Annotated in this window: 25 protein-coding genes and 1 pseudogene; 4 read left to right on the top strand and 22 right to left on the bottom strand. The window is 55.9% G+C overall.

The genetic code is table 11. The annotated features are described in order from the left end of the window. Positions 1 to 5: 5 nt before the first annotated feature. The 8 genes from cvpA to pdxB all read right to left on the bottom strand — a co-directional run bounded on the left by cvpA (position 6) and on the right by pdxB (position 7,573). Complete coding sequence (cvpA, locus tag ACWWFX_RS01015) at positions 6 to 494, bottom strand: colicin V production protein (protein WP_015963619.1); 489 nt, start codon at positions 492 to 494, stop codon at positions 6 to 8. 266 nt (positions 495 to 760) lie between these two features. Further along, positions 761 to 1,462: a cell division protein DedD gene (gene dedD / locus ACWWFX_RS01010; protein ID WP_456146066.1), complete on the bottom strand. Its 702-nt coding sequence runs from the start codon at positions 1,460 to 1,462 to the stop codon at positions 761 to 763. Continuing rightward, entirely contained in the window at positions 1,452 to 2,720 is a 1,269-nt protein-coding gene (gene folC / locus ACWWFX_RS01005; RefSeq protein ID WP_473222992.1) for a bifunctional tetrahydrofolate synthase/dihydrofolate synthase, read from the bottom strand. Before folC ends, dedD begins: the two co-directional genes overlap by 11 nt. Before the next feature lie 72 nt (positions 2,721 to 2,792). Then, complete coding sequence (accD, locus tag ACWWFX_RS01000) at positions 2,793 to 3,707, bottom strand: acetyl-CoA carboxylase, carboxyltransferase subunit beta (RefSeq protein WP_231828311.1); 915 nt, start codon at positions 3,705 to 3,707, stop codon at positions 2,793 to 2,795. A gap of 153 nt (positions 3,708 to 3,860) precedes the next feature. Then, positions 3,861 to 4,520 carry a DedA family protein gene (locus ACWWFX_RS00995; protein WP_276219729.1) on the bottom strand — a complete coding sequence of 220 codons (660 nt, stop codon included), beginning with the start codon at positions 4,518 to 4,520 and terminating at the stop codon, positions 3,861 to 3,863. Positions 4,521 to 4,548: 28 nt separating this feature from the next. Further along, positions 4,549 to 5,361, bottom strand: a complete 813-nt coding sequence (gene truA / locus ACWWFX_RS00990; protein WP_473222991.1) for a tRNA pseudouridine(38-40) synthase TruA — start codon at positions 5,359 to 5,361, stop codon at positions 4,549 to 4,551. Beyond that, the gene (locus ACWWFX_RS00985) at positions 5,361 to 6,374 is read right to left on the bottom strand and encodes an aspartate-semialdehyde dehydrogenase (protein ID WP_276219728.1); all 1,014 of its coding nucleotides are present in this window, start codon (positions 6,372 to 6,374) and stop codon (positions 5,361 to 5,363) included. The genes truA and ACWWFX_RS00985 overlap by 1 nt, the downstream gene beginning before the upstream one ends. A gap of 62 nt (positions 6,375 to 6,436) precedes the next feature. Further along, on the bottom strand, positions 6,437 to 7,573 hold the full coding sequence (gene pdxB, locus ACWWFX_RS00980; RefSeq protein ID WP_456146068.1) for a 4-phosphoerythronate dehydrogenase PdxB: 1,137 nt from the start codon (positions 7,571 to 7,573) through the stop codon (positions 6,437 to 6,439). Positions 7,574 to 7,684: 111 nt separating this feature from the next. On the opposite strand from pdxB, the gene flk reads away from it, so the two are divergent. Further along, positions 7,685 to 8,689: a flagella biosynthesis regulator Flk gene (gene flk / locus ACWWFX_RS00975; protein WP_473222990.1), complete on the top strand. Its 1,005-nt coding sequence runs from the start codon at positions 7,685 to 7,687 to the stop codon at positions 8,687 to 8,689. Here flk and ACWWFX_RS00970 read toward each other — a convergent pair. Together ACWWFX_RS00970 and ACWWFX_RS00965 are read right to left on the bottom strand one after the other, a co-directional pair. Then, positions 8,686 to 9,486, bottom strand: coding sequence for an HAD family hydrolase (locus ACWWFX_RS00970; protein WP_473222989.1), 801 nt, complete (start codon positions 9,484 to 9,486; stop codon positions 8,686 to 8,688). The two genes, flk and ACWWFX_RS00970, sit on opposite strands and share 4 nt — an antisense overlap. A 26-nt stretch (positions 9,487 to 9,512) precedes the next feature. After that, positions 9,513 to 10,844, bottom strand: a complete 1,332-nt coding sequence (locus tag ACWWFX_RS00965; protein ID WP_473222988.1) for a PTS sugar transporter subunit IIC — start codon at positions 10,842 to 10,844, stop codon at positions 9,513 to 9,515. Between the two features lie 233 nt (positions 10,845 to 11,077). On the opposite strand from ACWWFX_RS00965, the pseudogene ACWWFX_RS00960 reads away from it, so the two are divergent. Further along, positions 11,078 to 11,801: pseudogene (locus ACWWFX_RS00960) on the top strand (GntR family transcriptional regulator). 21 nt (positions 11,802 to 11,822) lie between these two features. Here ACWWFX_RS00960 and ACWWFX_RS00955 read toward each other — a convergent pair. Together ACWWFX_RS00955 and fabB are read right to left on the bottom strand one after the other, a co-directional pair. Then, entirely contained in the window at positions 11,823 to 13,001 is a 1,179-nt protein-coding gene (locus ACWWFX_RS00955) for an MFS transporter (RefSeq protein WP_276219722.1), read from the bottom strand. A gap of 202 nt (positions 13,002 to 13,203) precedes the next feature. Beyond that, a complete protein-coding gene (fabB, locus tag ACWWFX_RS00950; RefSeq protein WP_276219716.1) occupies positions 13,204 to 14,421 on the bottom strand; it encodes a beta-ketoacyl-ACP synthase I in 1,218 nt (405 codons plus the stop codon). A gap of 160 nt (positions 14,422 to 14,581) precedes the next feature. On the opposite strand from fabB, the gene mnmC reads away from it, so the two are divergent. Beyond that, a complete protein-coding gene (mnmC, locus tag ACWWFX_RS00945) occupies positions 14,582 to 16,582 on the top strand; it encodes a bifunctional tRNA (5-methylaminomethyl-2-thiouridine)(34)-methyltransferase MnmC2/FAD-dependent 5-carboxymethylaminomethyl-2-thiouridine(34) oxidoreductase MnmC1 (RefSeq protein ID WP_473222987.1) in 2,001 nt (666 codons plus the stop codon). 57 nt (positions 16,583 to 16,639) lie between these two features. Here mnmC and ACWWFX_RS00940 read toward each other — a convergent pair whose 3' ends face one another. From ACWWFX_RS00940 to prmB, 6 genes are read right to left on the bottom strand one after another with little or no spacing between them, the layout of a single operon-like run. Continuing rightward, positions 16,640 to 16,915, bottom strand: coding sequence for a YfcL family protein (locus tag ACWWFX_RS00940; RefSeq protein WP_108473553.1), 276 nt, complete (start codon positions 16,913 to 16,915; stop codon positions 16,640 to 16,642). A gap of 26 nt (positions 16,916 to 16,941) precedes the next feature. Continuing rightward, positions 16,942 to 17,490, bottom strand: coding sequence for an elongation factor P hydroxylase (locus tag ACWWFX_RS00935; protein WP_276219711.1), 549 nt, complete (start codon positions 17,488 to 17,490; stop codon positions 16,942 to 16,944). Then, entirely contained in the window at positions 17,490 to 18,299 is an 810-nt protein-coding gene (locus ACWWFX_RS00930; RefSeq protein WP_456146074.1) for a sulfite exporter TauE/SafE family protein, read from the bottom strand. Before ACWWFX_RS00930 ends, ACWWFX_RS00935 begins: the two co-directional genes overlap by 1 nt. Further along, complete coding sequence (gene mepA / locus ACWWFX_RS00925) at positions 18,299 to 19,123, bottom strand: penicillin-insensitive murein endopeptidase (protein WP_473222986.1); 825 nt, start codon at positions 19,121 to 19,123, stop codon at positions 18,299 to 18,301. The genes ACWWFX_RS00930 and mepA overlap by 1 nt, the downstream gene beginning before the upstream one ends. Positions 19,124 to 19,125: 2 nt before the next feature. After that, positions 19,126 to 20,211 carry a chorismate synthase gene (gene aroC / locus ACWWFX_RS00920; RefSeq protein WP_456146076.1) on the bottom strand — a complete coding sequence of 362 codons (1,086 nt, stop codon included), beginning with the start codon at positions 20,209 to 20,211 and terminating at the stop codon, positions 19,126 to 19,128. 39 nt (positions 20,212 to 20,250) lie between these two features. Further along, complete coding sequence (gene prmB / locus ACWWFX_RS00915) at positions 20,251 to 21,183, bottom strand: 50S ribosomal protein L3 N(5)-glutamine methyltransferase (RefSeq protein WP_276219704.1); 933 nt, start codon at positions 21,181 to 21,183, stop codon at positions 20,251 to 20,253. A 164-nt stretch (positions 21,184 to 21,347) separates the two neighbouring features. Here prmB and smrB point away from each other — a divergent pair, with 164 nt between their 5' ends. Continuing rightward, a complete protein-coding gene (smrB, locus tag ACWWFX_RS00910) occupies positions 21,348 to 21,899 on the top strand; it encodes an endonuclease SmrB (RefSeq protein ID WP_015963598.1) in 552 nt (183 codons plus the stop codon). A gap of 86 nt (positions 21,900 to 21,985) precedes the next feature. Here smrB and sixA read toward each other — a convergent pair whose 3' ends face one another. From sixA to ACWWFX_RS00890, 4 genes are all read right to left on the bottom strand, one after another. Beyond that, complete coding sequence (gene sixA, locus ACWWFX_RS00905) at positions 21,986 to 22,471, bottom strand: phosphohistidine phosphatase SixA (RefSeq protein WP_149461970.1); 486 nt, start codon at positions 22,469 to 22,471, stop codon at positions 21,986 to 21,988. A gap of 209 nt (positions 22,472 to 22,680) precedes the next feature. Continuing rightward, entirely contained in the window at positions 22,681 to 24,831 is a 2,151-nt protein-coding gene (fadJ, locus tag ACWWFX_RS00900) for a fatty acid oxidation complex subunit alpha FadJ (RefSeq protein ID WP_473222985.1), read from the bottom strand. Beyond that, complete coding sequence (fadI, locus tag ACWWFX_RS00895; protein ID WP_276219695.1) at positions 24,831 to 26,141, bottom strand: acetyl-CoA C-acyltransferase FadI; 1,311 nt, start codon at positions 26,139 to 26,141, stop codon at positions 24,831 to 24,833. Before fadI ends, fadJ begins: the two co-directional genes overlap by 1 nt. 162 nt (positions 26,142 to 26,303) lie before the next feature. After that, the gene (locus ACWWFX_RS00890; protein ID WP_015963594.1) at positions 26,304 to 26,588 is read right to left on the bottom strand and encodes a YfcZ/YiiS family protein; all 285 of its coding nucleotides are present in this window, start codon (positions 26,586 to 26,588) and stop codon (positions 26,304 to 26,306) included. Between the last annotated feature and the right edge of the window lie 188 nt (positions 26,589 to 26,776).

Raw genomic sequence — 26,776 nt, 5'->3', positions numbered from 1 at the left:
AGGACTTATGTCCTGGGCAAGAAACTTGACGAGCTTTGCAGATAGTCAAAGAACCATCTGATGATGAAACTGAACTGCGGGATAAGCTGCGATTTATGCCAGTCTTCGCTTTTCGCAACGCCCGTAAAGGTATCAAGGAAGAACAGAATGGCGGCGACGATTAACACCCCGCGCAGTGCACCAAAGCAGATGCCCAACACTCTGTCCGTTCCCGACAAACCGGTTTTTTCCACCAGTTGACCGATAACGTAGTTAACGATAGCGCCGACGATAAGCGTCGCGATAAACAGTACCGCGATAGCAATCCCGTTGCGAACCAGTTCATCATCAAAGCCCGTGAACCAGACGGACAGGTAAGTGTAGTAATGACTCGCGACAAAGAAGGCACAGCCCCATGTCACCAGCGATAACGCTTCACGAACAAAGCCACGGATAAGGCTAACCAGACAGGAAAAACCTATTACCGCGATAATGGCGTAATCAATCCAGACCATATGTGTCCCACGATGCTACGCCCTGTCATCCGGTTCGGGGCGCATTCTAACAGAAAAAGAAAACGTTTGCGTAGGGATTTCCTTTCCCTGCGAAAATAAAAAAGGCGCTGAAAAAATGTTCAACGCCATCGCTTATGGAGGGGGTTTTTAATCCCCTCACCCCGGCCCTCTCCCTCAGGGAGAGGGAGAAAGCACGCTCCGAACTTTACATCGTGCTCGATCGGTTCCCTCTCCCTGAGGGAGAGGGTTAGGGTGAGGGGTCGCCTTTAATTCGGCGAATACCCCATCACCACCCCGCTCAGCCCGGAAAGCTGCTTAAGCTCGCCAAGCGAGCCTTTCAGCTTATCTTTCGACGCGTCAGGCCCCACCAGGATGCGGGTAATTTTACCCTGAACCGGCGTGGAAGGCGACGTGTAGACGCGATAGCCCGCACCGCGAAGCGACGCGACAATCTCATTTACTTTATCGGCGTTTTTCAACGCGCCAAGCTGCACAACGTACGCCTTCCCTTCCGGGGCCGGTTTTTCAGCTGGCGTCGGTTTGGCTGGCGGCGTTTCGGTCGCGGCGGCGATTTGCTCGCTGGCGACATCACGCGTTGGCTGCGGCTTCGGTTTCGGCGGTTCAACCGGTTTTGGTTTTGGCTTCGGTTGTTCCACCGGTTCCGGCGCAGGATCGATGCCGTTATTGTTTGCCGCAGCAAAACGCCCCGGATCGAGCGACGGTGCTGCCGCATCGCCCGCCCTCACTTCTTCCGCCGCGCCTTCCGGCGGCTGCGCAGGCAGCGCCTGCGTCGCCGTCGGCAGCATATCGGGCTCATCCCGGTCGCCCGGTTTTGGCACCAACGGGATCGCGGCAAACTCATCCTGGTAGTGTTTTTTCTGCCCGTCGAGCAGCCCTGGCAGCACGATGACGCCCAGCGCTACCAGCACAATTGTCCCGACTAAGCGGTTCTGAAACTTACTTGCCACCGGTTCTCCCCGCGTCTAACTCTTCCATTACATGCGCTACCGTGTGGAATGAACCACACACCAGCACCGTATCTTCTGGCCCGGCATCGGCCATTGCCGCATGCCACGCCTGCGCCACGCTGGCGTAGACGGTTCCTGCGCGTAAGTGTTTCACCAGCTCTTCAGCGGTGGCCCCGCGCGGCCCTTCTAAAGGCGCACAATACCAGCTATCGACAATACCTTCCAGACACGCCAGCGTACCGGCGATATCCTTATCATGCAGCATACCAATAACCGCCAGAACGCGCCCGGTCAGCGGCTCAGATTTGAGACGCCCGGCGAGATACGCAGCGGCATGCGGGTTATGCGCGACGTCCAGAATCACGCGCGGCGAGGTCTGGATAGTCTGAAAGCGTCCCGGCAGAATCGCGCTGGATATGCCTTCACGAATGGCCTGCTCGCTGACATTAAGGCCGCTGGCGCGCAGTGCCGCCAGCGCAGTGGCGGCGTTCGGCTGCGGCACCTGTGGCAACGGCAATGTGTTCAGGCGGCCTGTCGCATCGCTAAACCACCAGCTTTCAGCGTCCACACCATACTGCCAGGCAATATCACGTTGTAACAGCTGTGCGCCCTTTTCACGCGCCACATCAGCAATTGTTGTCGGCATATCCGGTTCACCCACAACCGCCGGACGCCCGGCACGGAAGATACCGGCTTTTTCACGGCCAATACTTTCGCGATCCGACCCCAGCCAGTCGGTGTGATCCAGCGCGATGCTGGTAATGACCGCCACGTCCGGGTCCACCAGATTCGTCGCATCCAGTCGTCCGCCCAGCCCCACTTCAAGGATAACCACATCCAGCCCGGCCTGTTTAAACAACCACAGCGCCGACAACGTGCCATATTCGAAATAGCTCAAAGAGATTTCGCCGCGCGCCTGCTCAATAGCGGCAAACGACGCCGTATGCGCGCTTTCTGCGAGTTCCGCGCCCTGCACGCGTACGCGTTCGGTATAACGCACCAGATGCGGAGAACTGTAAACGCCGACCTTGAAGCCCGCCGCCGTCAGTATCGCTTCCAGCGTCCGACAGGTGGTCCCTTTGCCGTTGGTTCCGGCAACGGTAAAAACAAATGGCGCTGGCTTTTGCACATTCAGCCGGGCAGCCACCTCGCCCACGCGTTCCAGACCGAGGTCGATAGTTTTGGTGTGGAGGTGTTCCAGATAAGAAAGCCACGTAGCCAGGGGCGACGTGGCCTGAGGAATAAGTTTGTTGTCCATGGTGCCCGCGATTTCTTTAACGGTGATGAGAAGCAAAAAGGGCAGCGCCGTCTGGCCCTGCCCTTTGCATTATCAGGCCTCTGGTTCCTGATCCGGTACCGGCGGTACCACCACACTTTCGTGGGCTTCATCCGGATGTGGCGCCGGAAGATTCATGAGCTTCGCCAGGATGCTCGCCAGTTTCAGGCGCATTTCCGGACGACGAACAATCATATCGATTGCCCCTTTCTCAATCAGGAACTCACTGCGCTGGAATCCCGGCGGCAGTTTTTCACGAACGGTTTGTTCGATTACACGCGGGCCGGCAAAGCCGATCAGCGCTTTCGGTTCAGCGATGTTCAGGTCGCCCAGCATCGCGAAGCTCGCCGATACGCCGCCCATGGTTGGGTCGGTCAGTACGGAGATGTACGGCAGACCGCGTTCCTGCATTTTCGCCAGCGCCGCAGAGGTTTTCGCCATCTGCATCAGCGACATCAGCGCTTCCTGCATACGCGCACCGCCGGATGCGGAGAAGCAAATCAGCGGGCAGTTATCTTCCAGTGCCTGCTCAACCGCACGGACAAAACGCGCGCCGACCACGGAGCCCATCGAACCGCCCATAAAGGCGAATTCGAATGCCGCAGCCACCACTGGCATTTCGTGCAGCGTGCCTTTCATGACCACCAGCGCATCTTTCTCGCCCGTTTCTTTCTGAGCAGACGCCAGACGGTCTTTGTATTTTTTGGAGTCACGGAACTTCAGCACGTCTTTGGGCTCAAGCTCGCTTCCCAGTTCCACCAGTGAACCTTCATCCAGCAGGCTATGCAGGCGATTACGCGCTGACATACGCATGTGGTGGTCACACTTAGGGCAAACCTCCAGGTTACGCTCCAGCTCGGCGCGGTAGAGAACCTGCCCACAGCTGTCGCACTTGGTCCATACACCCTCAGGAATGCTCGCTTTGCGTGTAGGGGTGATGTTGCTTTTAATTCGTTCAATCCAGCTCATTGATAACCTTTCTGCCTGAACCTGGTCGATGCCAGTTTTGTCATAAGGGGCGCATGATGCCATTTTTGCCCCTTACAGACCATGAATGTTGCACATTAAAACATAACAGCCCGAAACTTTGGACAAAAAAGTGGTCGAACCGCGAATTCGCGCTTACTTCGCTTGTTTTGCCGCCGCGCGACGATGGCGCACAATCTCGATAATTCCCGGCAAAATAGAGACCACAATAATGCCGACAATCAATAACTTAAGATTATCCTGAATCATCGGAATCGTGCCAAAGAAGTAGCCTGCATAGGTGAACAGCAGTACCCACAGCACCGCGCCAATCACGTTATAGGCCGCGAAATGACGATAGGACATGTGCCCCATCCCGGCGACAAACGGTGCGAAGGTGCGCACAATCGGTACAAATCGCGCCAGAATAATCGTTTTTCCGCCGTGTTTTTCGTAAAACTGGTGTGTTTTATCCAGGTAGCTGCGGCGGAAAATTTTCGAGTTCGGGTTACTGAATAGCTTCTCACCAAACAGTCGCCCTATCGTGTAATTCACTGCGTCACCGGCAATCGCGGCAACCAACATTAATGCCACCATCAGATGGACGTTAATGTCGTTGGTGCCCAGAGAGGCCAGTGCCCCGGCAACAAACAGCAGGGAATCTCCTGGTAAAAACGGCGTAACAACCAGGCCTGTTTCACAAAAGAGAATTAAAAACAGAATGGCATAAACCCACACGCCGTATTGCGCGACGAGCTCTGCCAGATGCACATCAATATGTAGAATAAAATCAATGAGAAAGTGAATCAGATCCATAATTGTCTTCAGCCTTTGTGAACTGCTCTCAGTCCGCTAAAAATAGCGGCCCCATGGGTACGCGCGGCAGGTCAAAACGTTCCGGGTAATCAACAGAAACCAGATACAAACCTTCCGCTTTCGCCGTTGCTGCCGCCAGCGTTCTGTCTTTTGCGGCTAACAACTCAGCAATCCAGCTCTCTGGCTGGTTTTGGGCGCCGACTTCCATCAAGCTGCCGACGATATTCCTTACCATATGATGCACAAAGGCATTGGCTTTGATATCCACCACCACATACGCGCCATAGCGAGCAACATTAATATGCATAATATTGCGCCACGGCGTGCGTGACTGGCACTGCACCGCGCGGAACGAGGTGAAATCGTTCTCGCCAAGCAAACACTGCGCTGCACGGTGCATCCGCGCTTCATCCAGCGGTTGATGATAGTGGGTCACCCCCTGACTCATCACCGCCGGACGCAACCGATGATTGTAGATGATGTAGCGATAACGGCGAGCCGTGGCGCTAAAACGTGCATGAAAATCTTCCGGCACATGTTTCACCCAACGCACGGCAATGTCACCAGGTAAATTCGCATTTACACCCAATGTCCATGCCGCGTCTTTGCGATCGGCGGTGGTTTCAAAATGCACCACCTGCCCGGTACCGTGTACGCCGGAATCGGTACGCCCGGCGCAAAATACGGTGATCGGTTCATTGGCGACCTGAGTCAGTGCCTTTTCGAGCTTTTCCTGCACGCTGCGTACTTCATTCTGACGCTGCCAGCCATAATATTTGCTGCCGTCATACTCGATGCCCAGCGCAATTTTAAAGACGGGCTGTTGCTGCACTTCCGACATTAGTACATATACTCCTGCACTAATTTTTCAGCGATTTTCACCGCCATCAGCGCGCCGCCAAAGCGAACGTTATCGGCGACCGACCAGAACTGTACCTGTTCCGGCATACCGTAGTCATTGCGCACACAACCGATAGAAAGATGCGCGCTGCCGGAAGCATCGTTCACCTGCGTCGGGAATTCATTCTCTTCAGAAAGCACGACATCTTCGCCACGAGCGAAAGCATCACGGGCTTCGTCGGCTGCCAGCGGGCGCATGGCTTCGAATCCGACCATTTGTGCATGACCATAGAAGACCGGCGACTGAACGCAGTTAGCGGAGATAATCAGGCCCTCGTCTTGCAAAATTTTGCGCGTCTGATCGACGATTCTCTGCTCTTCACGCACGATACCTTCACGATTTGGCAGCAGCGGCAGCATGTTGAACGCCAGCTGGCGACCGAAGAAATCGTCATCATCAATCGGAATGCCGTTGAGCAGTTTTGCACTCTGCCCCGCCAGCGCATCGACGGCTTTCTTGCCGTGAGCCGATGCGGAAAGCAGGCACGTCACGTTGATACGCGCCAGACCGCCCTGGTCGATCAGCGGTTTCAGCGCGGCCAGCAGCTGGCTTGTCTGGCTGTCCGGTACGGCAACCAGGTTACGGTTACGATAATCGGCCAGCACAAACGGGTTCACTTCCGGCACCACCAGCGGCACGTCCGGTTCAAGCGCGAACAGTCCACTCAAATCGATAACCAGGCAGCCTGAGTTAGTGGCTTCTTCCACGTAAGTGGACGTGGCTTCCACGCCCGCCGCAAAGAACGCGAGTTGAACCTGCGTCCAGTCGAATTCCGCCGCATCCTGAACGCGCACGGTTTTCCCGCCAAAGCGCAGAGATTCCCCGGCGCTTTCGCTTCGCGCCAGCGCATAGAGCTCACCTACCGGGAACTCTCGCTCCGCCAGTGTTTCAAGCAGGGCTTCCCCAACGGCGCCCGTTGCGCCCAGTACGGCAATATTCCAGCCTTCAGACATGGTGATTTACTCCAGAAATAGCGACGTGCCTCGCCGACAGGCAAGGCACAAAAGAAATAATCTTAACGAATTGGGTGATGCACAGCGTTAAACCCGAGCTTTTTCAAAAGCGTAGCCGCATCTGCGTCATCGCACTGGACATACAGTGACGACCACTCGCGGCGCTCAAGGTAATTCTTACGCAGCTTGTCGAATTCACCCGGAATGCCCGCTACTTTTCGCAGCGGCGCATCATCGCGGCGCACATCATACACCAAATGCACCAGCCTTTTCAGCGTTGGCTGATCGAGCTTACCGTGCAAGGTGATGCGGCCGAATTCTGGCGGCGGCAGCAGCGTATCCAGCGCCACCTGCTGCGCCTGACCGATAAACTTGCTATAGGCTTCAAACACCTGGGTGGTGCCGCGCGCTTTGCCTTCCAGCGTATAGCCCGCAATGTGTGATGTGCCGATATCCACCTTATCGAGCAGCGCCAGATTGAGATCCGGCTCTGGCTCCCAGACGTCGAGCACAACGCTCAGGTCCTGACCGGCTTCAAGGCATTTTAACAAGGCTGCGTTATCCACCACCGGGCCACGGCAGGCGTTAATTAAAATCGCCCCTGGTTTCAGGCGGCGAATCAGCGCGTCATCCGCCAGGTGCAGCGACTTATACGGGCCATCTTTAAACAGTGGCGTATGGAAGGTCAGAATATCGGCTTCCTGTACCAGTTCATCCAGCGTACGGAAATCGCCTTCGTCGCCGTTATCGGCACGTGGCGGATCGCACAGCAGCGTGCGTACACCTAACGCTTCCAGGCGTTTTTGCAGGCGTCCGCCCACATTACCGACGCCTACAATCCCGACCGTACGGTCAGTAAGCGTGAAACCGTCACGCTCAGCGAGATACAGCAGCGAGGAGAAAACATATTCCACTACCGCAATGGCATTACAGCCAGGAGCTGCGGAAAAACCAATGCCCGCCTGCGCAAGCCACGCCTGATCGACATGGTCCGTACCCGCGGTCGCCGTGCCAACAAATTTGATCGACTGATTCGCCAGCAGGGTCTCGTTCACCTTCGTGACGGATCGCACCATCAGCGCGTCGGCGCCCGCCAGTTCCGCAACCGGAATGGGGCGTCCAGGAACAGCCTTCACCTCACCCAAACGGCTGAAGAGCTCACGGGCGTAGGGCATATTTTCATCAACAAGGATTTTCACGTTACGGTACCTGTCTGAGAACGAGAGTTAACCGGGGAAGTGTGCCATAATCTGGCCGCCAGGCATACTCGACTTCCTGGTTAAGTAAAGCAATAAGGTTAAGGATAAATCATGACGCAACCCATTTCAGGTATGCCCTCGCGCCCTCCGGGGGAAGGCACTGCCGCCCCTTCCGTCGCAGGGGAACAACCGCTCTCCACGCAGCAGCGCACGGTACTTGAACGCCTCATCACGCGCCTTATGGCGTTGACCTCACAAACGAATGCGCAGGTGTGGGCTGGCGTGCGTCACGATTTGGGGTTGAAGAACGACGCCCCGCTGGTGTCGCGTAATTTTCCTGCCGCCGAGCAGAACCTGAATCAGCGCCTCGAAACGGCGCAGCAGAATCTCAGCACCCGACAAACCCTGTCACAGCTGACGGAACTGTTGAATCACGGTAATAATCGCCAGGCGGTCAGCGATTTCATTCGCCAACAGTACGGGCAAACCGCGCTGAGCCAGTTGACGCCCGACCAACTGAAAAACGTGTTACAGCTGCTGCAAAACGGTCAACTGTCGATTCCGCAACCGCAGCAGCGTCCGGCGACCGATCGCCCATTGCAGCCAGCCGAGCACAATACGCTGAATCAGCTGGTGACCAAACTTGCCGCGGCCACGGGCGAGTCGAGCAAGATTATCTGGCAGTCGATGCTGGAGCTTTCCGGCGTGAAAACCGGCGAGTTGATTCCGGCCAAGCATTTTACGGCACTGGCGACCTGGTTACAGGCCCGTCAAACGCTAAGCACCCAGCCCGCGCCGACGCTCAATGCGTTGCAGGCCGCGCTCAAACAGCCGATGGAGCCGCACGAATGGCAGGCCCTGAAGGATTACGGTCAGCAAAACTGGAACATTACGCCACAGACGGTGCTGACGATGACGCAGGTGCAAACGCTGCTGAATCAGCTGTTCCTTAAGCGCGTCGAGCGTTCGCAGGACACGCTGGATGTGCGATATGTGCAGCCTATCACCAGTCCGTTCGCACCGCTTATTGAGGCGTATAAAGCTGCCTCTGCGCGCCCTGGCCTGATGCTGATTGTCGTCATCGTGGTGATGGCGCTGTTATGGATGGTGCTTTAAGCCTGCAATGACAACAGGCGAATGATGGTGGTCATCACCGCGTCATCATCATTCGTTCCGGTAATAAAATTCGCCGCCCGTTTCGTTTCCTCAAAGCCGTTACGCATCGCAAAGCTCCACGTCGCCCGGGTCATCAGTTCGATATCGTTCAGGCCGTCGCCGAACACCAGCGTCTCTTCGGCGCTAACCTTCAGCTGCTTTTGCAGGATCTCGACCGTGTGGCCTTTGTGAACGCCCGCATCGGCGATGTCGATCCACGCATCTTCAGAGACCACAATGTAAGCTTTATCGAACCAGGGCGCGAGATGCGGTTTGATTTGTGGGCAACGGCCTTTAAGATCAAACACCGAAATTTTCACGAAGTCGTGCTGCACCTCGGCAAAATCAGCAACCTGCGTGACTTTCGCATAAGACATTTTCACTTTCTGCAGCATATCTGGTGAGACGGACTCACGCACAAATGCCCCCACCGGCGTACAGGCGATAATCACGACCTCAGGGTTTACCGCCTCCACGCAGGCAATCATTTCGCGCCCCAGCGCGTTGGCAATGAGTGACTGGTAAACATATTCACCCTGATGTTTGATGCGCGTGGCACTATCGCCCAGAATCCAGAAATCGCGAGCCTGGTCGCCAAACAACTCTTCCACACGTTCACACTGCTTGCCGGTACAGAGCGCAAACGCCACGCCCTGAGCCTGCATCATCTTTCTGACTGTTGGAAACAGCGGACGATTGTAATCGCCATGGCTGTTGAGAAACGTGCCGTCGAGATCGGTGATAATCAGTTTAATCATGTTTACCTCGTAAAAGTGCGCTTCGGTTAATTCTCAGATTGATTCGCCGCCGACATATTCACTTTATTCGCGGCAATCACGAACGGCAGATATACCAGCGTAGAGACGCCTAAACACAATACTCCGACAAATAAGGCCAGCCAGTTTCCGCCTGACGCAAAGAAAGCAATTAAAGGGCCGGGCGTGGTCCACGGCACTGCGTAGGCCATCGGCGGAATAAACTCCATCACGATAAAGAAATAACCAATCAGGGAATTAATAAACGGAACCAGTACAAACGGAATAATCAGAATGGGGTTAAGCACAACGGGCAAACCAAACATAACCGGTTCGTTGATATTGAACAGGCCTGGTACAAAGGCCATTTTGGCCATATCGCGATAATCCTGACGCCGTGAGGCAATAAATATCGCCAGCAACAGACCGAGCGTCATGCCCGAGCCGCCGCAGTTGGCGAACGCATCGTTAATGCCCACCCACGTAATCGGATATGGCGCACCCCAGGTCGTGCCGTGCGATGCGGCATATGAGAGGTTCTCCAGATTCGCTTCCGAGAAAATCGTTTCGCGAATGGCCGCCACCGTATTCGGCCCATGGATGCCGATCACCCACAGGAAATTAGAGACCAGACCAAGAATTAACACGGTGACAATATTGGTTCCCATATCCTTGAGAGGAGCCTGAATCAGGGTGTAGATCAGATCGTTAAGCCCGTTAGGAGAGATTTTAGTCAGCAGATAGTTCATGACAGAAAAGAGGATCATCACGAAAAATATCGGCAGTAAGACTTTAAACGACCGCGCCACCGCAGGCGGCACCGCGTCCGGCATTGCGATGGTCACTTTCGGGTTGCGCGCCAGCCGACAAAAGATCTCACTGGCAATCAGCGCGACAATCACCGCCACAAAAAGCCCCTGCGGCCCGAGAAATTTCGTGGTCAGGTAAGTCTGCCCATAAATCACTTTATAAGGCGTATAAACCACAAAAAACGCGCCAATCGCGGTAAGCCCGCACAGCAGATCGTCCTGGCGATACTGAATAGCAATATTTCGCGCCACCAGGAAAGTGATCAGGATCGACATGATACTGACCGAACCGTTCATGACCGGCGTAAATATTTGCTGTGCGTCGGCAAGATTGGGAAACAGCGCGCCCAGATGCAGCAGGCTGGCAATAAAACCGTCGGGCGAAAGAATGGCAAAGTTGATTAAAATGATGAGCGAACTGGCCATCACGATGGGGAACGATAAAATAAATGCGTCCCGAATGGCGGAAACATGGATCTGCGAATTTAATTTGATCGCAACCGGAACCAGGACCTTTTCCATCCCGCGCTCAAAGCTGTCCATTAGACTCATACTGAATCCTTTGTTATTGATGAGTAGTCTGTTATTTCCTTGCCTGTTCGCTTTCCCGGCGAGAGCAATTGACGGGAACTGTAATCAGGATTACGTTTTTCAACTACTTAATGGATCACAGTTAGCAGTCAGAAAGATGTTCAAAAACAAGGATAAAGATGAACGTCACGGGGTAAATTAAACTATACATTTCACTAACCCTATGTTTTTAAATCAAACACAGAGGTTCAAAAGTGGTTCATAAAGAGATTACCCGGCAGCTTAAGGCCAAAATCAACAGCCCGCTCTACAGCGTGGGCGACCTTCTTCCGGCGGAAAAAACCTTAGCCGTGCAGTACGGCGTCTCGCGCAACACGCTGCGTAAGGCGCTGAAGGAACTGGAAGATCAAGGGCTCATTGAGCGTCGACATGGCGCGGGAACCTGGATCCGCAATAAACATTTTCAGGCGTCGGTCACCCCCCCTGGACAGCTTTACCGAAATTGCACGCAATGAAGGGAAGACGCCGTCCAGTCAGATTTTACGCTTCGAGCTGCAAACCCCTTCGGCGGAGATTGCCAAAAGTCTGCAACTGGAGGACGGCGAGCAGGTTTACTACGCCAAAAGGCTGCGTTTTATTGATAACGTGGCGATGCAGATGGAAGAAACCTGGCTTTCCGCCAGTCGTTTTCCTGACCTGACGCTGGCGCACATGAAGACATCGAAATTTGCCTATATCGAGAATATTTGCGGGATCCGTATACATGGCTGCTATGAGTCAATCGTCCCGGCACTGCCCTCCCCTGAGCTGGCGCAGCTACTGCAAATCAGCCAGCAGGACCCCATCATCAAAATGCACACGCAGGCGATCGACGAACAGCACAATCCCATCGACTATTCGATTCTGTACACCAATATGTTTGAGTTTCAGGTGAAGTATTTTCTGCCGCGCAAAGCGGGTATCAGCCCTCAGGAATAGAGGGCTGAGGAACACCATTACTTACTTTTTACGAAACGCGACGAGCGTCACCACAATGCCCAGCAGCGCCGAAATCGCCCCGGCGAGGAAGACGGAAGGATATCCCGCCATTGTCGCCAGCATCCCCGCCAGCGGGCCGGAGACACCGAGCGCGATATCCTGAAATGCCGCATAGCCGCCTAACGCTGTGCCGCGCACCTGCGGCGGTACACGCTTGACGACTTCGACGCCCAGCGCCGGGAAAATCAGCGAACAACCTGCGCCGGTCAGTGCCGCACCGGCGAGCGCCATCCATGCATCTGGTGCCTGCCACAGCAGCGCCAGGCCCACCGTTTCAACCAGCAGCGAGCCTACCGCCACCTTCACGCCGCCGAAACGGTCAGGCATCCAGCCAAACAGAATACGCACCAGCACAAACGCGCCGCCGAAGGCCGTTAAGGTGAAACCCGCCATCGCCCAGCCGTTGCTGGCAAAGTAAAGCGACACAAAAGTACCGATCACCGCAAAGCCCACGCCCTGCAACGCCAGGCCCAGACCCGGCTGCCAGATAAGCCCAATGACGCTCCACAGCGAAGGCCGCTCGCCTGCGTTAGCGGGCACTTTGCGTACGCTGCCGTTAAAGGCCCACGCCGCCACGGGCAACAGCATCGTCACCACGGCAAGCGTGGCAAAACTGTAATGGCTGTTGAGGAAAAGCCCCAACGGCGCACCGACCGCCAGCGCGCCAAAAATCGCCATCCCGTTCCACGACATCACCTTCCCGGAGCGTTTTGGGCCAACCAGCCCCATGCCCCAGGTGAGTGTTCCGGTTAGCAACTGGCTTTCACCAAAGCCCAGAATCAAACGGCCCACAATCAGGAGGCCAAACTTCACCATCGCATCGACGGGCAGCAGTGCCGCCGCCAGCCAGGCCGCTCCGGCCAGCGCACAGGCGGCCATTCCCTGAAGCGCCGAACGCTTCGCACCGTACTGATCGGCCAAACGCCCGGCATAGCCGCGCGTTAACACGGTGGCAAGAAACTGAATACCCACGGCGATACCAACCATGGTATTGCCATACCCCAGTTCCTGATGCACAAATAGCGGAATAACGGGCAGCGGAATGCCTACGGTCAGATAGGTGAGAAAAACGGCAAATGCGATACGGAACAGCGATCCGTTACCGGAAGATGCTGGAACAGATTGAGAAACTTCAGACATGCTTTACTCCAGAATGCAGAGTAAGGCGGGGAATAAGACCACGCCTCCTCCACCTGATAATCAGGGTGTCGGCGCGTTGATTGACGTTAAACGCTTACGCACTCATATAAGAGTGTTGAGGGCAGATTTTGCCTTTTTTAACAGCAAGATGTCAACGCACAAAAAAGGAGCCTTTCGGCTCCTTTTTTATCACATTCAGCAATTACGCTTTCAGCTTGCGCATCACCAGCGTTGCGTTGGTACCGCCGAAGCCGAAGCTGTTGGACATAACGGTAGTCAATTCACGCTCGGTCGGTTCGGTAACGATGTTCAGACCAGCAGCCTGCTCGTCCAGCTCTTCAATGTTGATGCTTGGCGCGATAAAGCCATGTTCCAGCATCAGCAGAGAGTAGATAGCTTCCTGCACGCCAGCCGCACCCAGAGAGTGACCGGTCATGGCTTTGGTTGCGGAGATAGCCGGGCTGTTATTACCAAACACTTCCTGGATAGCGCCCAGTTCTTTCACGTCGCCAACCGGCGTAGAAGTACCGTGGGAGTTCAGGTAGTCGATTGGCGTATCAACGCCGTTCATCGCCATCTTCATGCAACGCACTGCGCCTTCGCCAGACGGAGCAACCATGTCAGCGCCATCAGACGTTGCGCCGTAGCCCACGATTTCTGCATAGATATGCGCGCCGCGCGCCAGAGCGTGTTCCAGCTCTTCTACGACAACCATACCGCCGCCACCCGCGATGATGAAGCCATCACGGTGTGCGTCATACGTACGGGACGCTTTTTCCGGCGTCTCGTTGAATTTAGTGGACAGTGCGCCCATTGCGTCGAACTCACAGGCCATTTCCCAGCCCAGCTCTTCGCCGCCGCCTGCAAACACGATATCCTGTTTGCCCAGTTGAATTTGTTCTACCGCATTACCAATACAGTGCGCGGAAGTGGCACACGCAGAGCTGATAGAGTAGTTCACACCGTGAATTTTAAACGGTGTTGCCAGGCACGCGGAAACCGCAGAACCCATGGCTTTGGTCACCACGTAAGGGCCGACCGCTTTCAGGCCACGCGGGCTACGCATTGCGTCAGCGCCGAATACCTGCGCTTTGGAGGAGCCACCGGAACCTGCAATCAGTCCCACACGCGGGTTGTTCTGATAATCTTCAGCTTTCAGACCAGAGTCTTCAACGGCTTGCTGCATAGAGAGGTAAGCGTAGATAGAGGCATCGTTCATGAAACGGACCACTTTGCGGTCGATAAGACCGGTGGTGTCCAGTTTGACGTTACCCCATACGTGGCTACGCATACCAGAATCTTTGAACTCTTGAGAGAAAGTGATCCCCGAGCGTCCTTCACGCAGAGATGCCAGGACTTCCTGCTGGTTGCTACCGATGCTGGAAACGATGCCCAGGCCAGTAATCACTGCACGTTTCATTCATAACCTCTGTAAGTCATCACTATTTTAAAGTTTCGAGAGGCAAGATAGCGTACACTTGTACGCCGAACAAGTCCGATCAGCCAATTTATGCATAAATTTGCGCCTTCCGGCACGCATCGCTAAGATCGGCGGACTCCTTGCCGCACGAGTAACTTACGTGAAACAAAACGCCATACAATCTGCCAACCTCGAATTCAACAGTGAGGGTACACCTGTTTCCCGAGATTTCGACGACGTCTACTTCTCCAATGACAATGGTCTGGAAGAAACGCGCTACGTCTTTCTGGGGGGTAACCAGTTAGAGGCACGCTTCCCTACCCATCCGCATCCTCTGTTTGTGGTAGCGGAAAGCGGGTTCGGAACCGGGCTCAACTTCCTGACGCTTTGGCAGGCTTTCGATGCCTTCCGCCTCGCCAACCCTGAGGCGACGCTGCAACGGCTGCATTTTGTCAGCTTTGAAAAATTCCCACTCACCGCCGGCGACCTGCGCCTGGCGCATCAGCACTGGCCGGAACTGACGCCGTGGGCGGAACAGCTTCAGGCCCAGTGGCCGCTGCCGCTGGCGGGCTGCCACCGTTTATTGCTCGACGGCGGACGGGTGACGCTCGATTTATGGTTCGGCGATATCAACGAACTAACTGACCAACTGGATGATTCGTTCAATCAGCAGGTAGATGCCTGGTTCCTTGACGGTTTTGCCCCGGCGAAAAACCCGGATATGTGGACGCCGCAGCTCTTTTCCGCGATGGCGCGCCTGGCCCGGCCCGGCGGCACGCTGGCTACGTTCACCTCGGCGGGTTTTGTCCGTCGCGGGTTGCAGGACGCTGGTTTTACGATGCATAAAACCAAAGGCTTTGGCCGCAAGCGTGAGATGCTGGTCGGTGAAATGACGCAGTCGAACGCACTTCCCGCGCGTGCGCCGTGGTTTGCCCGCACCGGCGCCAGCACGCGTGAAACCGCGATTATCGGCGGCGGTATCGCCAGCGCCCTGCTCTCACTGGCCCTGCTGAGACGCGGCTGGCAGGTGACACTTTACTGTGCCGACGATGCCCCGGCGCAGGGCGCATCCGGTAATCGTCAGGGGGCGCTGTATCCGTTGTTGAGCGCGCACGATCCCGCGCTGGAAACGTTCTTCCCGGCAGCGTTCACCTTCGCACGTCGGCTTTATGATTCGCTCCCGGTGGCATTTGATCATCAGTGGTGCGGCGTTACCCAGCTTGGCTGGGATGAAAAAAGTCAGCAGAAAATCGACCAGATGCTGTTGCTGGAGCTGCCTGAAGCATTGGCACACGCGGTGAGCGCGCAGGACGTTGCCGAAAGTATCGGCGTAGAAACAGGCTGCGGCGGCATTCAGTATCCGGCGGGCGGCTGGCTCTCTCCGGCACAGCTCACGGCAGGCGTATTGGCGCTGGCCCGGCAACAAGGGCTGATCGTGCACTGGAACAGATCCCTCGTCTCGCTTGAACAGCAGGATGGTGCCTGGCAACTGAATTTTACTCATAGTGAAAGCGCCCGCGCAGCGAGCGTGGTGCTGGCGACCGGGCATAATATTAACCAGCTACCACAAACCGCAGCGTTGCCTGTGTACGCTGTAGGCGGACAGGTAAGCCATATTCCCACGGGCCCTTCGCTGGCGCAGCTTCGCCAGGTACTGTGCTATGACGGTTATCTGACGCCGCAAAACCCGGCCAATCAGCATCACTGCATTGGCGCAAGCTACCATCGTGGCGAACGAGAGATGACCTTTAACGAGGAAGACCAGCAGCATAATCGTCAGCGATTGCTCAACTGTTTCCCCGATGCCGAATGGGCGAAAGAGGTCGATGTCAGTGCCAACGAGGCGCGTGTTGGCGTGCGTTGCGCCACGCGTGACCATCTGCCGATGCTCGGCAATGTGCCGGATTATGACGCCACGCTGACGCAATATGCTCAACTGCTTGAGGAGCAGGAAACCGCAGTCACGGCCCCGGTTTATCCGAATCTGTTTATGCTGGGTGGGCTTGGGTCTCGCGGATTATGTACCGCGCCGTTATCAGCGGAAGTGCTGGCATCGCAGATGAGCAATGAACCGCTGCCGCTGGATGCCCGGACATTATCGGCGTTGAATCCGAACCGGTTGTGGGTGAGGAAGTTATTGAAGGGGAAGCAGGTTAAGTAAGTGCGGCGTGTGTTGCCCGGTGGCGCTGCGCTTACCGGGCCTACATCGCTGCGATAATTACTGCTGCGCTTTCTGGAACAGCGTCTCCCACATTCCCAGCACCAGGGCCTGGTCGCGCGGTGACAGTTCGCCCGCCTGAATCGCTTTCTCCAGGCTGCGGGTCACGTTATGCGACACGGCATCAGCAGTATGATCGTCGCCCTCTTCCAGCTCGGCAACCGCCAGCGTCAGGTGACCACGCAGATAACCGCTGGCAAACAGTTCATCGTCGCTGGCGTGCTCCACCATGTCATCAATTAACGCCAGAATGCGTGATTCAAACTCGGCGATCATCTTCTTTCCTCTTTTTGAACGTGGCGTTAGTTAAGATCTTCCGGCCACGGAAATTGTTCTGCCGCGAGCGGCGGCGTCTGATAATAGTTTTGTAATGCGTTGATAAATCTGGCCGGGCGTGCAGGAATGCCCTTCTCCAGATATTCCATCACCTGCGCATGCACGCGGCGCTGAAAAACGATGCGGTCCGGCTCGAAGTCGCCTTCCAGATTGTCGCAGCTCACGTTAAACGGATAGCCTGCCGCCACGCAGAACAGCCAGTCAAAAGCCTGTGGTTTCACTTCCACATCTTCAAACTGCCCCTGTGTTTTGGCATCGCGCCCGTCCGGGCAGTACCAGTAACCGAAATCGACCTGTTCACGGCGCGCCTTTCCGGCGATGCACCAGTGCGAAATCTCGTGCAACGCGCTGGCGTAAAAGCCGTGGGCGAAGACGATGCGGTTATAGGGCGCATCGGCATCAGCAGGAAGATAGATCGGTTCGTCGTCGCCTTTAATCAGACGGGTATTAAAATCATCGGCAAAACAGCCATCGAAAATAGCGATCAGCTGCTGCGCGTTATGCGTTGCGTTCATTAATTCATCCCTAACCACTGAAGGATTTCCTGTCCATGGCTGTCGTACAGAAGTTTGGCGCTCATCACCGCCGAGACGATGACAATCATCGGGCGAATAAGCGATTGCCCTTTGCTGAGAACCAGCCGTGACCCCATTCGGGCACCGAAGAACTGACCGACCATCATCACGAAGCCGGTTGCCCAGATAACTTTGCCGCCCAGAATAAACAGTAGCAGCCCGCCAACGTTTGACGTGGCGTTCAGTACTTTCGCATGGGCGGTCGATTTGGCGAGGTTAAAACCCGCCAGAGTGACAAACGCCAGTGCGTAGAAAGAGCCCGCGCCGGGGCCAAAGAAGCCGTCATAAAAACCGACGCAGCCGCCCGCCACCAGGGCAAACGGCAGGCCATGCAGACGACGCGCGCGGTCGCCTTCGCCAATTTTCGGCATCAGCAGGAAATACAGCCCAATACCAATAACCAGCAGCGGTAAAATCTGGCGCAGCACATCCGCTTTCACATACTGAACCAGCAGCGCGCCAGCCATTGAACCGATAAAGGTCATCAGGATATTGAGCTTCTGATCGGCCAGGTTCACCACCTTCTGGCGGACAAAGTAGAGCGACGCGGAAAGCGAGCCGCCGCAGGCCTGTAATTTGTTGGTTGCCAGCGCCTGCGCAGGCGACATCCCCGCTGCCATCAGCGCGGGAACGGTGAGTAAACCGCCGCCGCCCGCTAAAGAATCGATAAACCCGGCCAGCGCGGCGATAAAAAACAGCACCGCCAGCATGAGGGGGGAGACTGTGAATATCTCAACAAAACTGTCCATCAGAGTACGTGCTCATCCAGTAACGCCTGGCAGGAAGGCGGTAATGGCGGCGGCGTCTTCTTCACAGGTTTGGTGGCGCCCGGTTTGGGCGGTTCGAACCAGCTTTGTAACTCCGCACCGCAACCGTCACCTGCCGGCGGCAAAGCTTGATCTTCACATTCGAGGCTGTTCGCCGGGCAACGCAGACGCACGTGCATGTGCGCACGATGCTGGAACCACGGGCGAACTTTACGTAACCAGTCGCGATCGCTCCCCGCTTCCAGGCAAAGCTGTTGCTTAATTGCCGGGTTCACAAAGATACGCGTGACTTCGCTGTCCTGCGCGGCAAGCTTAATCAGGTTGCCAATTTCCGGCTGCCAGACGCGCGAATTGATGTTTTTACCATCAGCCGCGACCAGATCCAGCGCCTGCGGTTTCAACAGCTGCGCCGACGTCCAGCGGGTTTTCGGCAGTTGCAGGAAGATATCGACATCCAGACCGCTCTGGTGGCTGGCGTGACCGCCGTTAAAACGCCCACCGGCAGGCATGCCCATATCGCCAATCAACACCGTTCCCATGCCGTTGTTCTGCACCTGCTGACTGAGGCGCTGAATAAAGCGCACCAGGTCCGGGTGGCCGAAATAGCGACGCTGATCGGTGCGCATCACCTGATACGTACTGGATTGCAGCGGCAACCCTTCTGCTCCGACGATACAACCATTCGCAAAAGCGCCGATTGACTGCGCGCTTCCGGGGATCGGCTGAACAACTTTTTGCCACGGCGTTGCCGCCAGGCTGGCGGTGCTGGCCACAAGGGCCAGCAGAGCGAGAACGGTTTTTTTCATGGTTACCAGCGTGGAAGAGTGGTCGTCACATCGGCGTTTTGCGCGCGTTGACGCATAAAGTGATCCATCAGAACAATGGCCAGCATCGCTTCCGCGATAGGCACTGCTCGAATACCGACGCACGGGTCGTGGCGGCCTTTGGTGATCATCTCAACTTCTTCACCAAAGCGGTTGAGCGTTTTACCCGGCACGGTAATGCTGGAGGTCGGTTTCAGGGCGATGTTCGCGACGATCTGCTGACCGCTGCTGATCCCGCCCAGAATGCCGCCCGCGTGGTTGCTCTGGAAACCTTCTTTGGTGATTTCATCGCGGTTTTCACTACCGCGCAGTTTCACCACCTCAAAACCGTCGCCGATTTCCACGCCTTTCACCGCGTTGATGCTCATCAGTGCATGCGCGATATCGGCATCCAGGCGGTCAAAGACCGGCTCGCCAAAGCCCGCAGGCACGCCATCGGCAACCACGGTGACTTTCGCCCCGATAGAGTCGCCCTCTTTTTTCAGGCCACGCATCAGTTCATCCAGCGCGTCGATTTTGTCCGGGTCCGGGCAGAAAAACGGGTTCTGCTCAACCTGATCCCAGTCTTTGATCGCCAAAGGAATCTCACCCATTTGAGTCAGGCATGCACGGATTTGAATACCGAATTTTGTCGCGAGGAATTTTTTGGCAATGGCGCCAGCCGCCACGCGCATCGCGGTTTCACGAGCAGAAGAACGGCCACCGCCGCGATAGTCGCGCAGGCCATATTTCTGTTCATAGGTGTAATCAGCATGCCCTGGGCGGAACACATCTTTGATAGCGCCGTAATCCTGCGAGCGCTGATCGGTATTTTCAATCAGCAGGCCAATGCTGGTACCGGTGGTCACGCCTTCAAATACGCCAGAGAGAATTTTCACCTGGTCCGGCTCGCGGCGCTGGGTGGTGTAGCGCGAGGTGCCCGGGCGACGACGGTCGAGGTCGTGCTGCAAATCTGCTTCCGTTAACGGAATGCCTGGCGGCACGCCATCGACAATACAGCCAAGTGCCAGACCATGCGACTCACCGAAGGTGGTTACGCGAAAGAGTTGTCCAATTGTATTTCCTGCCATCACGGCTCCGCTGTCGTTGTTGTGTTGTTGCGTGCTGGATTAATCTTTGTAAATCGCGAAATGATCGCGGGCAGCCACCAGCTGCGCTTTGGTCAGCATGAAGACGCCGTCACCGCCGTTATCAAACTCCAGCCAGGTAAACGGTACGTCCGGGTACTGCTCCATGAGATGCACCATGCTGTTGCCAACTTCACAAATCAGCACGCCATCGTCCGCAAGGTAATCCGGCGCGCAGGCCAGAATGCGGCGCGTCAGCTTCAGCCCATCCGTACCCGATGCGAGGCCCAGCTCTGGCTCGAAACGGTATTCGCTCGGCAGATCGGACATGTCTTCAGCATCGACGTACGGTGGGTTAGTGACGATTAAATCGTACTGCAACTTCGGCAGGTCGCGGAAGAGGTCTGAGCGAATCGGCGTGACGTTGTGGATCATGCCGTGTTCTTCAATATTTTGTTCGGCGACGGCCAGGGCATCCAGCGAAATATCCACGGCATCCACTTCTGCTTCCGGGAAGGCATAGGCGCTGGCAATCGCGATGCAGCCGCTGCCGGTGCACATATCGAGGATGTGCTGCGGCTGATGATTGATAAGCCCGGCGAACTTATTGTTGATTAATTCGCCAATCGGCGAGCGCGGCACCAGCACGCGTTCATCGACGTAAAATTCATGGCCGCAGAACCAGGCTTTGTTGGTCAGATACGCGACCGGAATACGCTCGTTGACGCGGCGAATCACGCGTTCCACGATGCGATGCTTTTCACTGGAGGTCAGGCGCGCGCTGCGCATGTCTTCCGGGATATCCAGCGGCAGATAGAGTGAAGGCAGAACCAGCTGTACGGCTTCATCCCACGGGTTATCGGTGCCGTGGCCGTACCAGATGTTCGCCGCGCTAAAACGGCTCACCGCCCAGCGCAGCATGTCCTGAATGGTTTGCAGCTCATTGACCGCTTCATCGACAAAAATCTTATCCACATTATTCTCCAGGGCATGCGTCGGGGTAAATTCGGCGGCTAGTTTGCCACGAAGACGCCGATAAATCAGCATTCTTGCGCAGGCGACAGGGGAAAAAACCGTTTTCACTGCCAACCGCCGCATTCAGAAGGTAAACTAACGGAAATGCCAGATGAGAAGAATCGATGAAAAAGAAAGCATCACTTAGCGAGGAGGATCAGGCGCTGTTTCAGCAACTGATGACGGGGACGCGCAAAATTAAGCAGGACACCATTGTCCATCGCCCGTTACGTAAGAAAGTGAGTGAAGTGCCGGTGAAACGGCTGATTCAGGAGCAGGTGGACAACAGCCACTATTTTTCCGACGAGTTTCAACCGCTGCTGAATAGCGAAGGGCCGGTAAGGTACGTGCGAGAAGGCGTCAGCCATTTCGAGCTGAAAAAACTGCGCCGTGGCGATTACTCCCCGGAGCTGTTTCTGGATTTGCACGGGTTGACGCAACAACAGGCCAAGCAGGAGCTGGGCGCGCTGATTGCCGCCTGCCGCCGCGAACATGTGTTTTGCGCCTGCGTAATGCACGGACACGGAAAGCATATTCTTAAACAGCAAACGCCGCTGTGGCTGGCGCAGCATCCGCACGTCATGGCATTTCATCAGGCATCGAAAGAGTATGGCGGAGACGCCGCGCTGCTGGTGCTGATTGAAGTGGAAGAGTGGCTACCGCCGGAGTTGCCGTAGGCGCAAAGCGTTGCCGGATGGCAACTCGGGTATACCTGTAGGCCGGATAAGCGCAAGCGCCATCCGGCACAACATCAGGCAGGATCTTAAATCGCTTTCGCCATTTTCAGATTGCAGGGGCTCATTTGCCATTTGAAAACGCCCAGCCCGTCAGCTTCCAGCGTGACGCAGGCGATTGCAGAGGTGGTGAACATTGGCGGCGTTTCGCCAGGGCAGAGTTCAGAGACCAGGTAGCCAACCAGTGGCAGATGGGATATCACCAGCACGGACGCGACACCCTCGTTCGCCAGCGCTTGCAGATACGCGCCGACGAGGCCGATATCGCCGCATGGTGTCAGTTCAGGCAGCACTTCGACATCTTCAGGCAGGTGCATGCACTCCCCTACCACATCAAGAGTCTGCTCCGCACGCAGGAACGGGCTAACCAGAACACGTTCAATATCCACTTTTTGGCCTTTCAGCCAGGTTGCCATCTGACGGGATTCATCACAACCACATCCCGTAAGAGGACGAACCGAGTCACTGGCTGCTTCAAGAGCAGCGTCGCCGTGACGCATAATAAAAACTTGCATATTGCACCGCTTTTGTTAAACAGAAGCACCGATCAATATCGCAGGCAACGAGACCTGCGATGTTTCGGTAGCCGGGCATTGTGCCTGATCCATCCAATGAATGAAACGCTGTCTTTTACCTTAATGGCGTAAGTATAGTCAATCTTTGTTTACAAAATAACCAGAACTGACCGGGACAACGTCACTCGCCGAAAGATATACCTTTGACCTCAAGCCTGTAAGCCAGTTTCCACGGGAGACCAAAAAGTTTCTCCCCGCTCTGCCATAGCGACTAACGCCTCGCATGGCGTAAAACGTGGACCGTACTGCGTCGTCAGTCGTTGCAATCTGGCAACCACTTCACCCGCGCCCAACGAATCCATGTAACGGAACGGGCCACCTAAGAACGGTGGAAAACCAATGCCAAACACCGCGCCAATGTCGCCATCGCGCGCGCTGCGGATCACGCGTTCATCAAAGCAGCGCGCCGCTTCGTTGAGCATCAGCAACACGCAGCGTTCGGCTATCTGTTGCGGCGAAAGCTGGCTGTTACGCGACGCCATTCCCGGCAACGAATAAATTGCACTATCCGGCTGTTTCTTGCTTGTACGCCCTTTTGGGCCATAAAGATAGAATCCACGACCGTTTTTTCTGCCTTTGCGATCGTCGTTCAAAATCGCTGAAATAAGCGTTGCAGGGGCGCTGAAACGATCCCCATACGCCGCTTCCAGCACCGGCATAATTTTGGTGCCTGTATCAATTCCCACCTCATCCAAAAGCTGGATGGGCCCAACGGGAAAACCGAATTTAACCAGAGCATTATCAATATCTTCGATGCGTTCGCCATCGGTCAGCATACGCATCGCTTCGTTAATGTACGGCGCTAAAATACGGTTTACATAGAACCCAGCGCGATCGGCCACCACAATCGGCATTTTCCCCTGTTTCTTCGCAAGCTTCACCGTGGTGGCGATAGTCTGCTCAGAGGTTGTCGCGTGGGGGATAACCTCCACCAGCGGCATTTTTTCGACCGGGCTGAAAAAGTGCAGGCCGATGACCTGTTCAGGCCGTTGCGCCTGGGCGGCAATATCGCCAATCGGCAGCGACGACGTATTCGACGCAAAGACCGTATGCGGCGCGCACTGCTGCTCGACTTCACTGACCATCTTCTGTTTCAGCACCAGATCTTCAAACACCGCCTCAATGACCAGATCCCGATGCGCAAATCCGCGATAATCGGTCGATCCGGAAATCAACGCCAGCTGGCTATCACGCTCATTAGCCTTGATATGGCGGCGACGCACCTTGTTATCAAGCAGCTCCCAGCTGTACTTCAACGCATGGTTGATGCCCTTAGCATTGATGTCTTTGATACGTACCGGAAGTTTGCCTTTGGTCGCGGTCACGAAGGCGATCCCCCCGCCCATCAGGCCGCCGCCTAAGATCCCCACCGCACGCAATGGTCCGGCCTCGACGCTGGCACCCGGATCTTTTTTGATCTCCGTACTGGCGAAGAAAATATGCCGCAGCGCTTTAGACTGTGAGGTCATCGCCAGCTCGCCAAACGCGCGCGCTTCCGCGTCATAGCCGCTGCTGGTGCCCTGCGCCAGCCCGGTTTCAATCACTTCCAGAATCTTTTTGGTCGCCGGATAGTTACCGTGCGTTTTCTGCTCGGTTTTCTTTCCGGCAAGCGTAAAGAGAATATTGCGCCCCAGGGGGCCCGCGAGAATGCGCTCTTTTACCGGCAGATGGCGTGAGCGTGATGGCGCTTGCTTTGCCAGCTCAACCGCGGCTTCCAGCAAGATGGTCTGCGGCACCACGTCATCCACCAGCCCAACCTTCAGCGCCTGACGCGCGCGCAGTTGCTTCCCCGTCAGGATCATATCCAGCGCCGTACTCACGCCAACCAGGCGCGGCAATCGCTGGGTACCGCCAGAGCCCGGCAGCAGACCAAGCTGCACTTCCGGTAACCCAAGCACCGTTTTAGGATCGTCAGAACAGACGCGCCCGTGACAGGCAAGCGCCAGCTCCAGCCCGCCGCCAAGGCACGCCCCGTGAATGGCGGCGATCACCGGGAGAGACAAGCCGTTCAGCTCCGCCATGATCTGCTGCCCCTGCCGCGCCAGCCCTTCGGCTTCCTGCGCGCTGGCACAGTTGCCAATCATGTTGATATCGGCCCCGGCAATAAAGTTGTCAGGCTTGGCAGAGGTAATCACCACGCCCTGAAGCGCTTTGTTGTCGCGAATTTGCTTGAGGATAGCCCGCACCTGCGTGCCAAACTCAGCCTTCAGGGTATTCATTTTCTCGTCCGGCACATCGATGGTAATTATGGCGACGTTATCCGGGCGAACGGTGAGAGAAAATGCGGATATTGTCGTCATTATTCAGCCTCCAGTACCATTGCCGCGCCCAAACCACCCGCCGCACAGGCGGTGACCAGGCCAAAACCGCCTCCCCGGCGGCGTAACTCATTGAGCGTTTGCGTGATCATTCGCGCGCCAGTGGCGGCAAAGGGGTGCCCATAGGCTATCGATCCGCCCAGAACGTTGAATTTGCTTTCGTCAATCTCACCGGTGGCCTGAGCACGCCCCAGCACGTCGCGGGCAAACCGATCGCTTGCGAGGCACTGAATATTCGCCAGCGTTTGTGCGGCAAACGCTTCATGCATATCAAACAACGTTAAATCTGCGAGGGTGAGGCCCGCACGATCGAGCGCCAGCGGCGTGGCCCATGCCGGGCCGAGCAGCATATCCTGCTGCACCTCAATGGCGGTAAACGCGTAGCTGCGCAGATAGCCCAGCGGCGTTAAGCCCAGCTCGCGGGCACGCGATTCGGTCATTAATATCACCGCCGCCGCGCCATCGGTCAGCGGCGTACTGTTGGCCGCCGTAACAGAACCATGTTTACGGTCGAATGCCGGGCGCAGTTTGGCGTAATCCGCCAGCGTCGAGGTGCCGCGTATGTTGTTGTCCTGCTCCAGCGGGTCGCGGAACGGCGGCGCGTAGGCCGTCATTACTTCATCCGCCAGTTTGCCTTCCGCCCACGCCTGTGCTGCCAGTTGATGCGAGCGATGTGCCAGCGCATCCTGCTGTTCACGCGTGATGTGGTACGTCTTCGCCATCTGTTCAGCCGTATCGCCCATCCGCAGGCCGGTAGAATACTCCGCAACCGCCGGGGGGACCGGCATCAGGTCGCGCAGCTTAAGGCGGGAAAAGAGTTTCAGACGCTGCCCAAGCGTACGCGCTTTATTGGCATCCACCAGCGTTCGCGCCAGCTTTTTGCTGACGCCAATCGGCAGCACGGAAGAGGAATCCGCCCCGCCCGCAATACCCGCGCGAATAGTCCCTGCCATCAGGCTTTCGGCCACGTTGGCGACCGCCTGAAAACTGGTAGCGCAGGCGCGACTAACGCTGTAGGCATCCGTATGCACGTTCATCCCCGTACCGAGGACAATTTCGCGGGCAATGTTTGGCGCTTCTGGCATCTGAACAACCTGGCCGAAGACCAGTTGTTCGATCATTTCAGGGGGAATTTCGCTACGCGCCAGCATTTCGCCCACGACCATTTTGCCGAGGTCAATCGCCGGTACGCCGTGAAAGGCGGTGGCCTGACGGGCAAATGGGGTACGTAAACCACTGACAATGGCAATGCGATCGCCCTGACGGGTGATAAGCGGTAATGCCTGACTCATAAAACTCCCCTGTTAAAAGATAAAACCAAAGTGGTCGGACCTGATAACAGTCTTAACTAATTTTTTACATTAAGCCAATCGGAGAGAGAGAAAAATGGGAGCTAAAACACACTGGAGGGGGAAAAGAAAACGCCCCTGCATCGCAGAGGCGTTTGGGAAGGATTAACGCAGACCCAGCTGGAAGATCAGCGTTTCTGCTTCGCAGGCAAAAACAAAATCGATATCCATCTGTACGCCGCCCTCAACGTCTTTGAAGACCGGGGTGATGACGCACGGATCGGATTCAACGCCACGCGCGCGTTCAGTCAGCGCAGCGAGGGTTTCTTCAGCTTCAGCGCGAGTTGCAAAAACGCGGCTATAGGAGGCTGTGCAATCGGAGTTGTCCATGATGGTACCAACATCCATACAGCAGCAAACCGGGGTTTCATCAGCACTGCATTTACTCATTGTAGATTTCCTCTGTATATGCACGCGAAGGTGCCAGATAAACGATGCCGTTATTTTACGCTCCCCGGAAAGCTCCCTCCAGTTGTTAATTATGCCAATTGAGATAAGTGACCGAAATCACACTTAAAAATGATCTAAAACAAAAATCACCCAAACAGATGAAGCTCGACCTCACCAAATTTGCTAAC

Source organism: Pseudocitrobacter sp. 2023LY-00077 (assembly GCF_055796175.1).
This window is presented reverse-complemented; position numbering and strand designations above follow the sequence as displayed.

Bases quoted from the DNA above. Each gene is read 5' to 3' on its own strand.
- ACWWFX_RS00955 (WP_276219722.1), bottom strand. From the start codon at position 13,001: ATGTCTGAAGTTTCTCAATCTGTTCCAGCATCTTCCGGTAACGGATCG.
- ACWWFX_RS00970 (WP_473222989.1), bottom strand. From the start codon at position 9,486: ATGATTAAACTGATTATCACCGATCTCGACGGCACGTTTCTCAACAGC.
- ACWWFX_RS00890 (WP_015963594.1), bottom strand. From the start codon at position 26,588: ATGAGTAAATGCAGTGCTGATGAAACCCCGGTTTGCTGCTGTATGGAT.
- ACWWFX_RS00985 (WP_276219728.1), bottom strand. From the start codon at position 6,374: ATGTCTGAAGGCTGGAATATTGCCGTACTGGGCGCAACGGGCGCCGTT.
- ACWWFX_RS00930 (WP_456146074.1), bottom strand. From the start codon at position 18,299: ATGGACAGTTTTGTTGAGATATTCACAGTCTCCCCCCTCATGCTGGCG.
- ACWWFX_RS00940 (WP_108473553.1), bottom strand. From the start codon at position 16,915: ATGATCGCCGAGTTTGAATCACGCATTCTGGCGTTAATTGATGACATG.
- fabB (WP_276219716.1), bottom strand. From the start codon at position 14,421: ATGAAACGTGCAGTGATTACTGGCCTGGGCATCGTTTCCAGCATCGGT.
- truA (WP_473222991.1), bottom strand. From the start codon at position 5,361: ATGTCGGAAGTGCAGCAACAGCCCGTCTTTAAAATTGCGCTGGGCATC.
- cvpA (WP_015963619.1), bottom strand. From the start codon at position 494: ATGGTCTGGATTGATTACGCCATTATCGCGGTAATAGGTTTTTCCTGT.
- fadI (WP_276219695.1), bottom strand. From the start codon at position 26,141: ATGAGTCAGGCATTACCGCTTATCACCCGTCAGGGCGATCGCATTGCC.
- ACWWFX_RS00965 (WP_473222988.1), bottom strand. From the start codon at position 10,844: ATGAGTCTAATGGACAGCTTTGAGCGCGGGATGGAAAAGGTCCTGGTT.
- smrB (WP_015963598.1), top strand. From the start codon at position 21,348: ATGAAAAAGAAAGCATCACTTAGCGAGGAGGATCAGGCGCTGTTTCAG.
- mepA (WP_473222986.1), bottom strand. From the start codon at position 19,123: ATGAAAAAAACCGTTCTCGCTCTGCTGGCCCTTGTGGCCAGCACCGCC.
- sixA (WP_149461970.1), bottom strand. From the start codon at position 22,471: ATGCAAGTTTTTATTATGCGTCACGGCGACGCTGCTCTTGAAGCAGCC.
- ACWWFX_RS00935 (WP_276219711.1), bottom strand. From the start codon at position 17,490: ATGAACGCAACGCATAACGCGCAGCAGCTGATCGCTATTTTCGATGGC.
- fadJ (WP_473222985.1), bottom strand. From the start codon at position 24,831: ATGACGACAATATCCGCATTTTCTCTCACCGTTCGCCCGGATAACGTC.
- flk (WP_473222990.1), top strand. From the start codon at position 7,685: ATGACGCAACCCATTTCAGGTATGCCCTCGCGCCCTCCGGGGGAAGGC.
- folC (WP_473222992.1), bottom strand. From the start codon at position 2,720: ATGGACAACAAACTTATTCCTCAGGCCACGTCGCCCCTGGCTACGTGG.
- ACWWFX_RS00995 (WP_276219729.1), bottom strand. From the start codon at position 4,520: ATGGATCTGATTCACTTTCTCATTGATTTTATTCTACATATTGATGTG.
- accD (WP_231828311.1), bottom strand. From the start codon at position 3,707: ATGAGCTGGATTGAACGAATTAAAAGCAACATCACCCCTACACGCAAA.
- aroC (WP_456146076.1), bottom strand. From the start codon at position 20,211: ATGGCAGGAAATACAATTGGACAACTCTTTCGCGTAACCACCTTCGGT.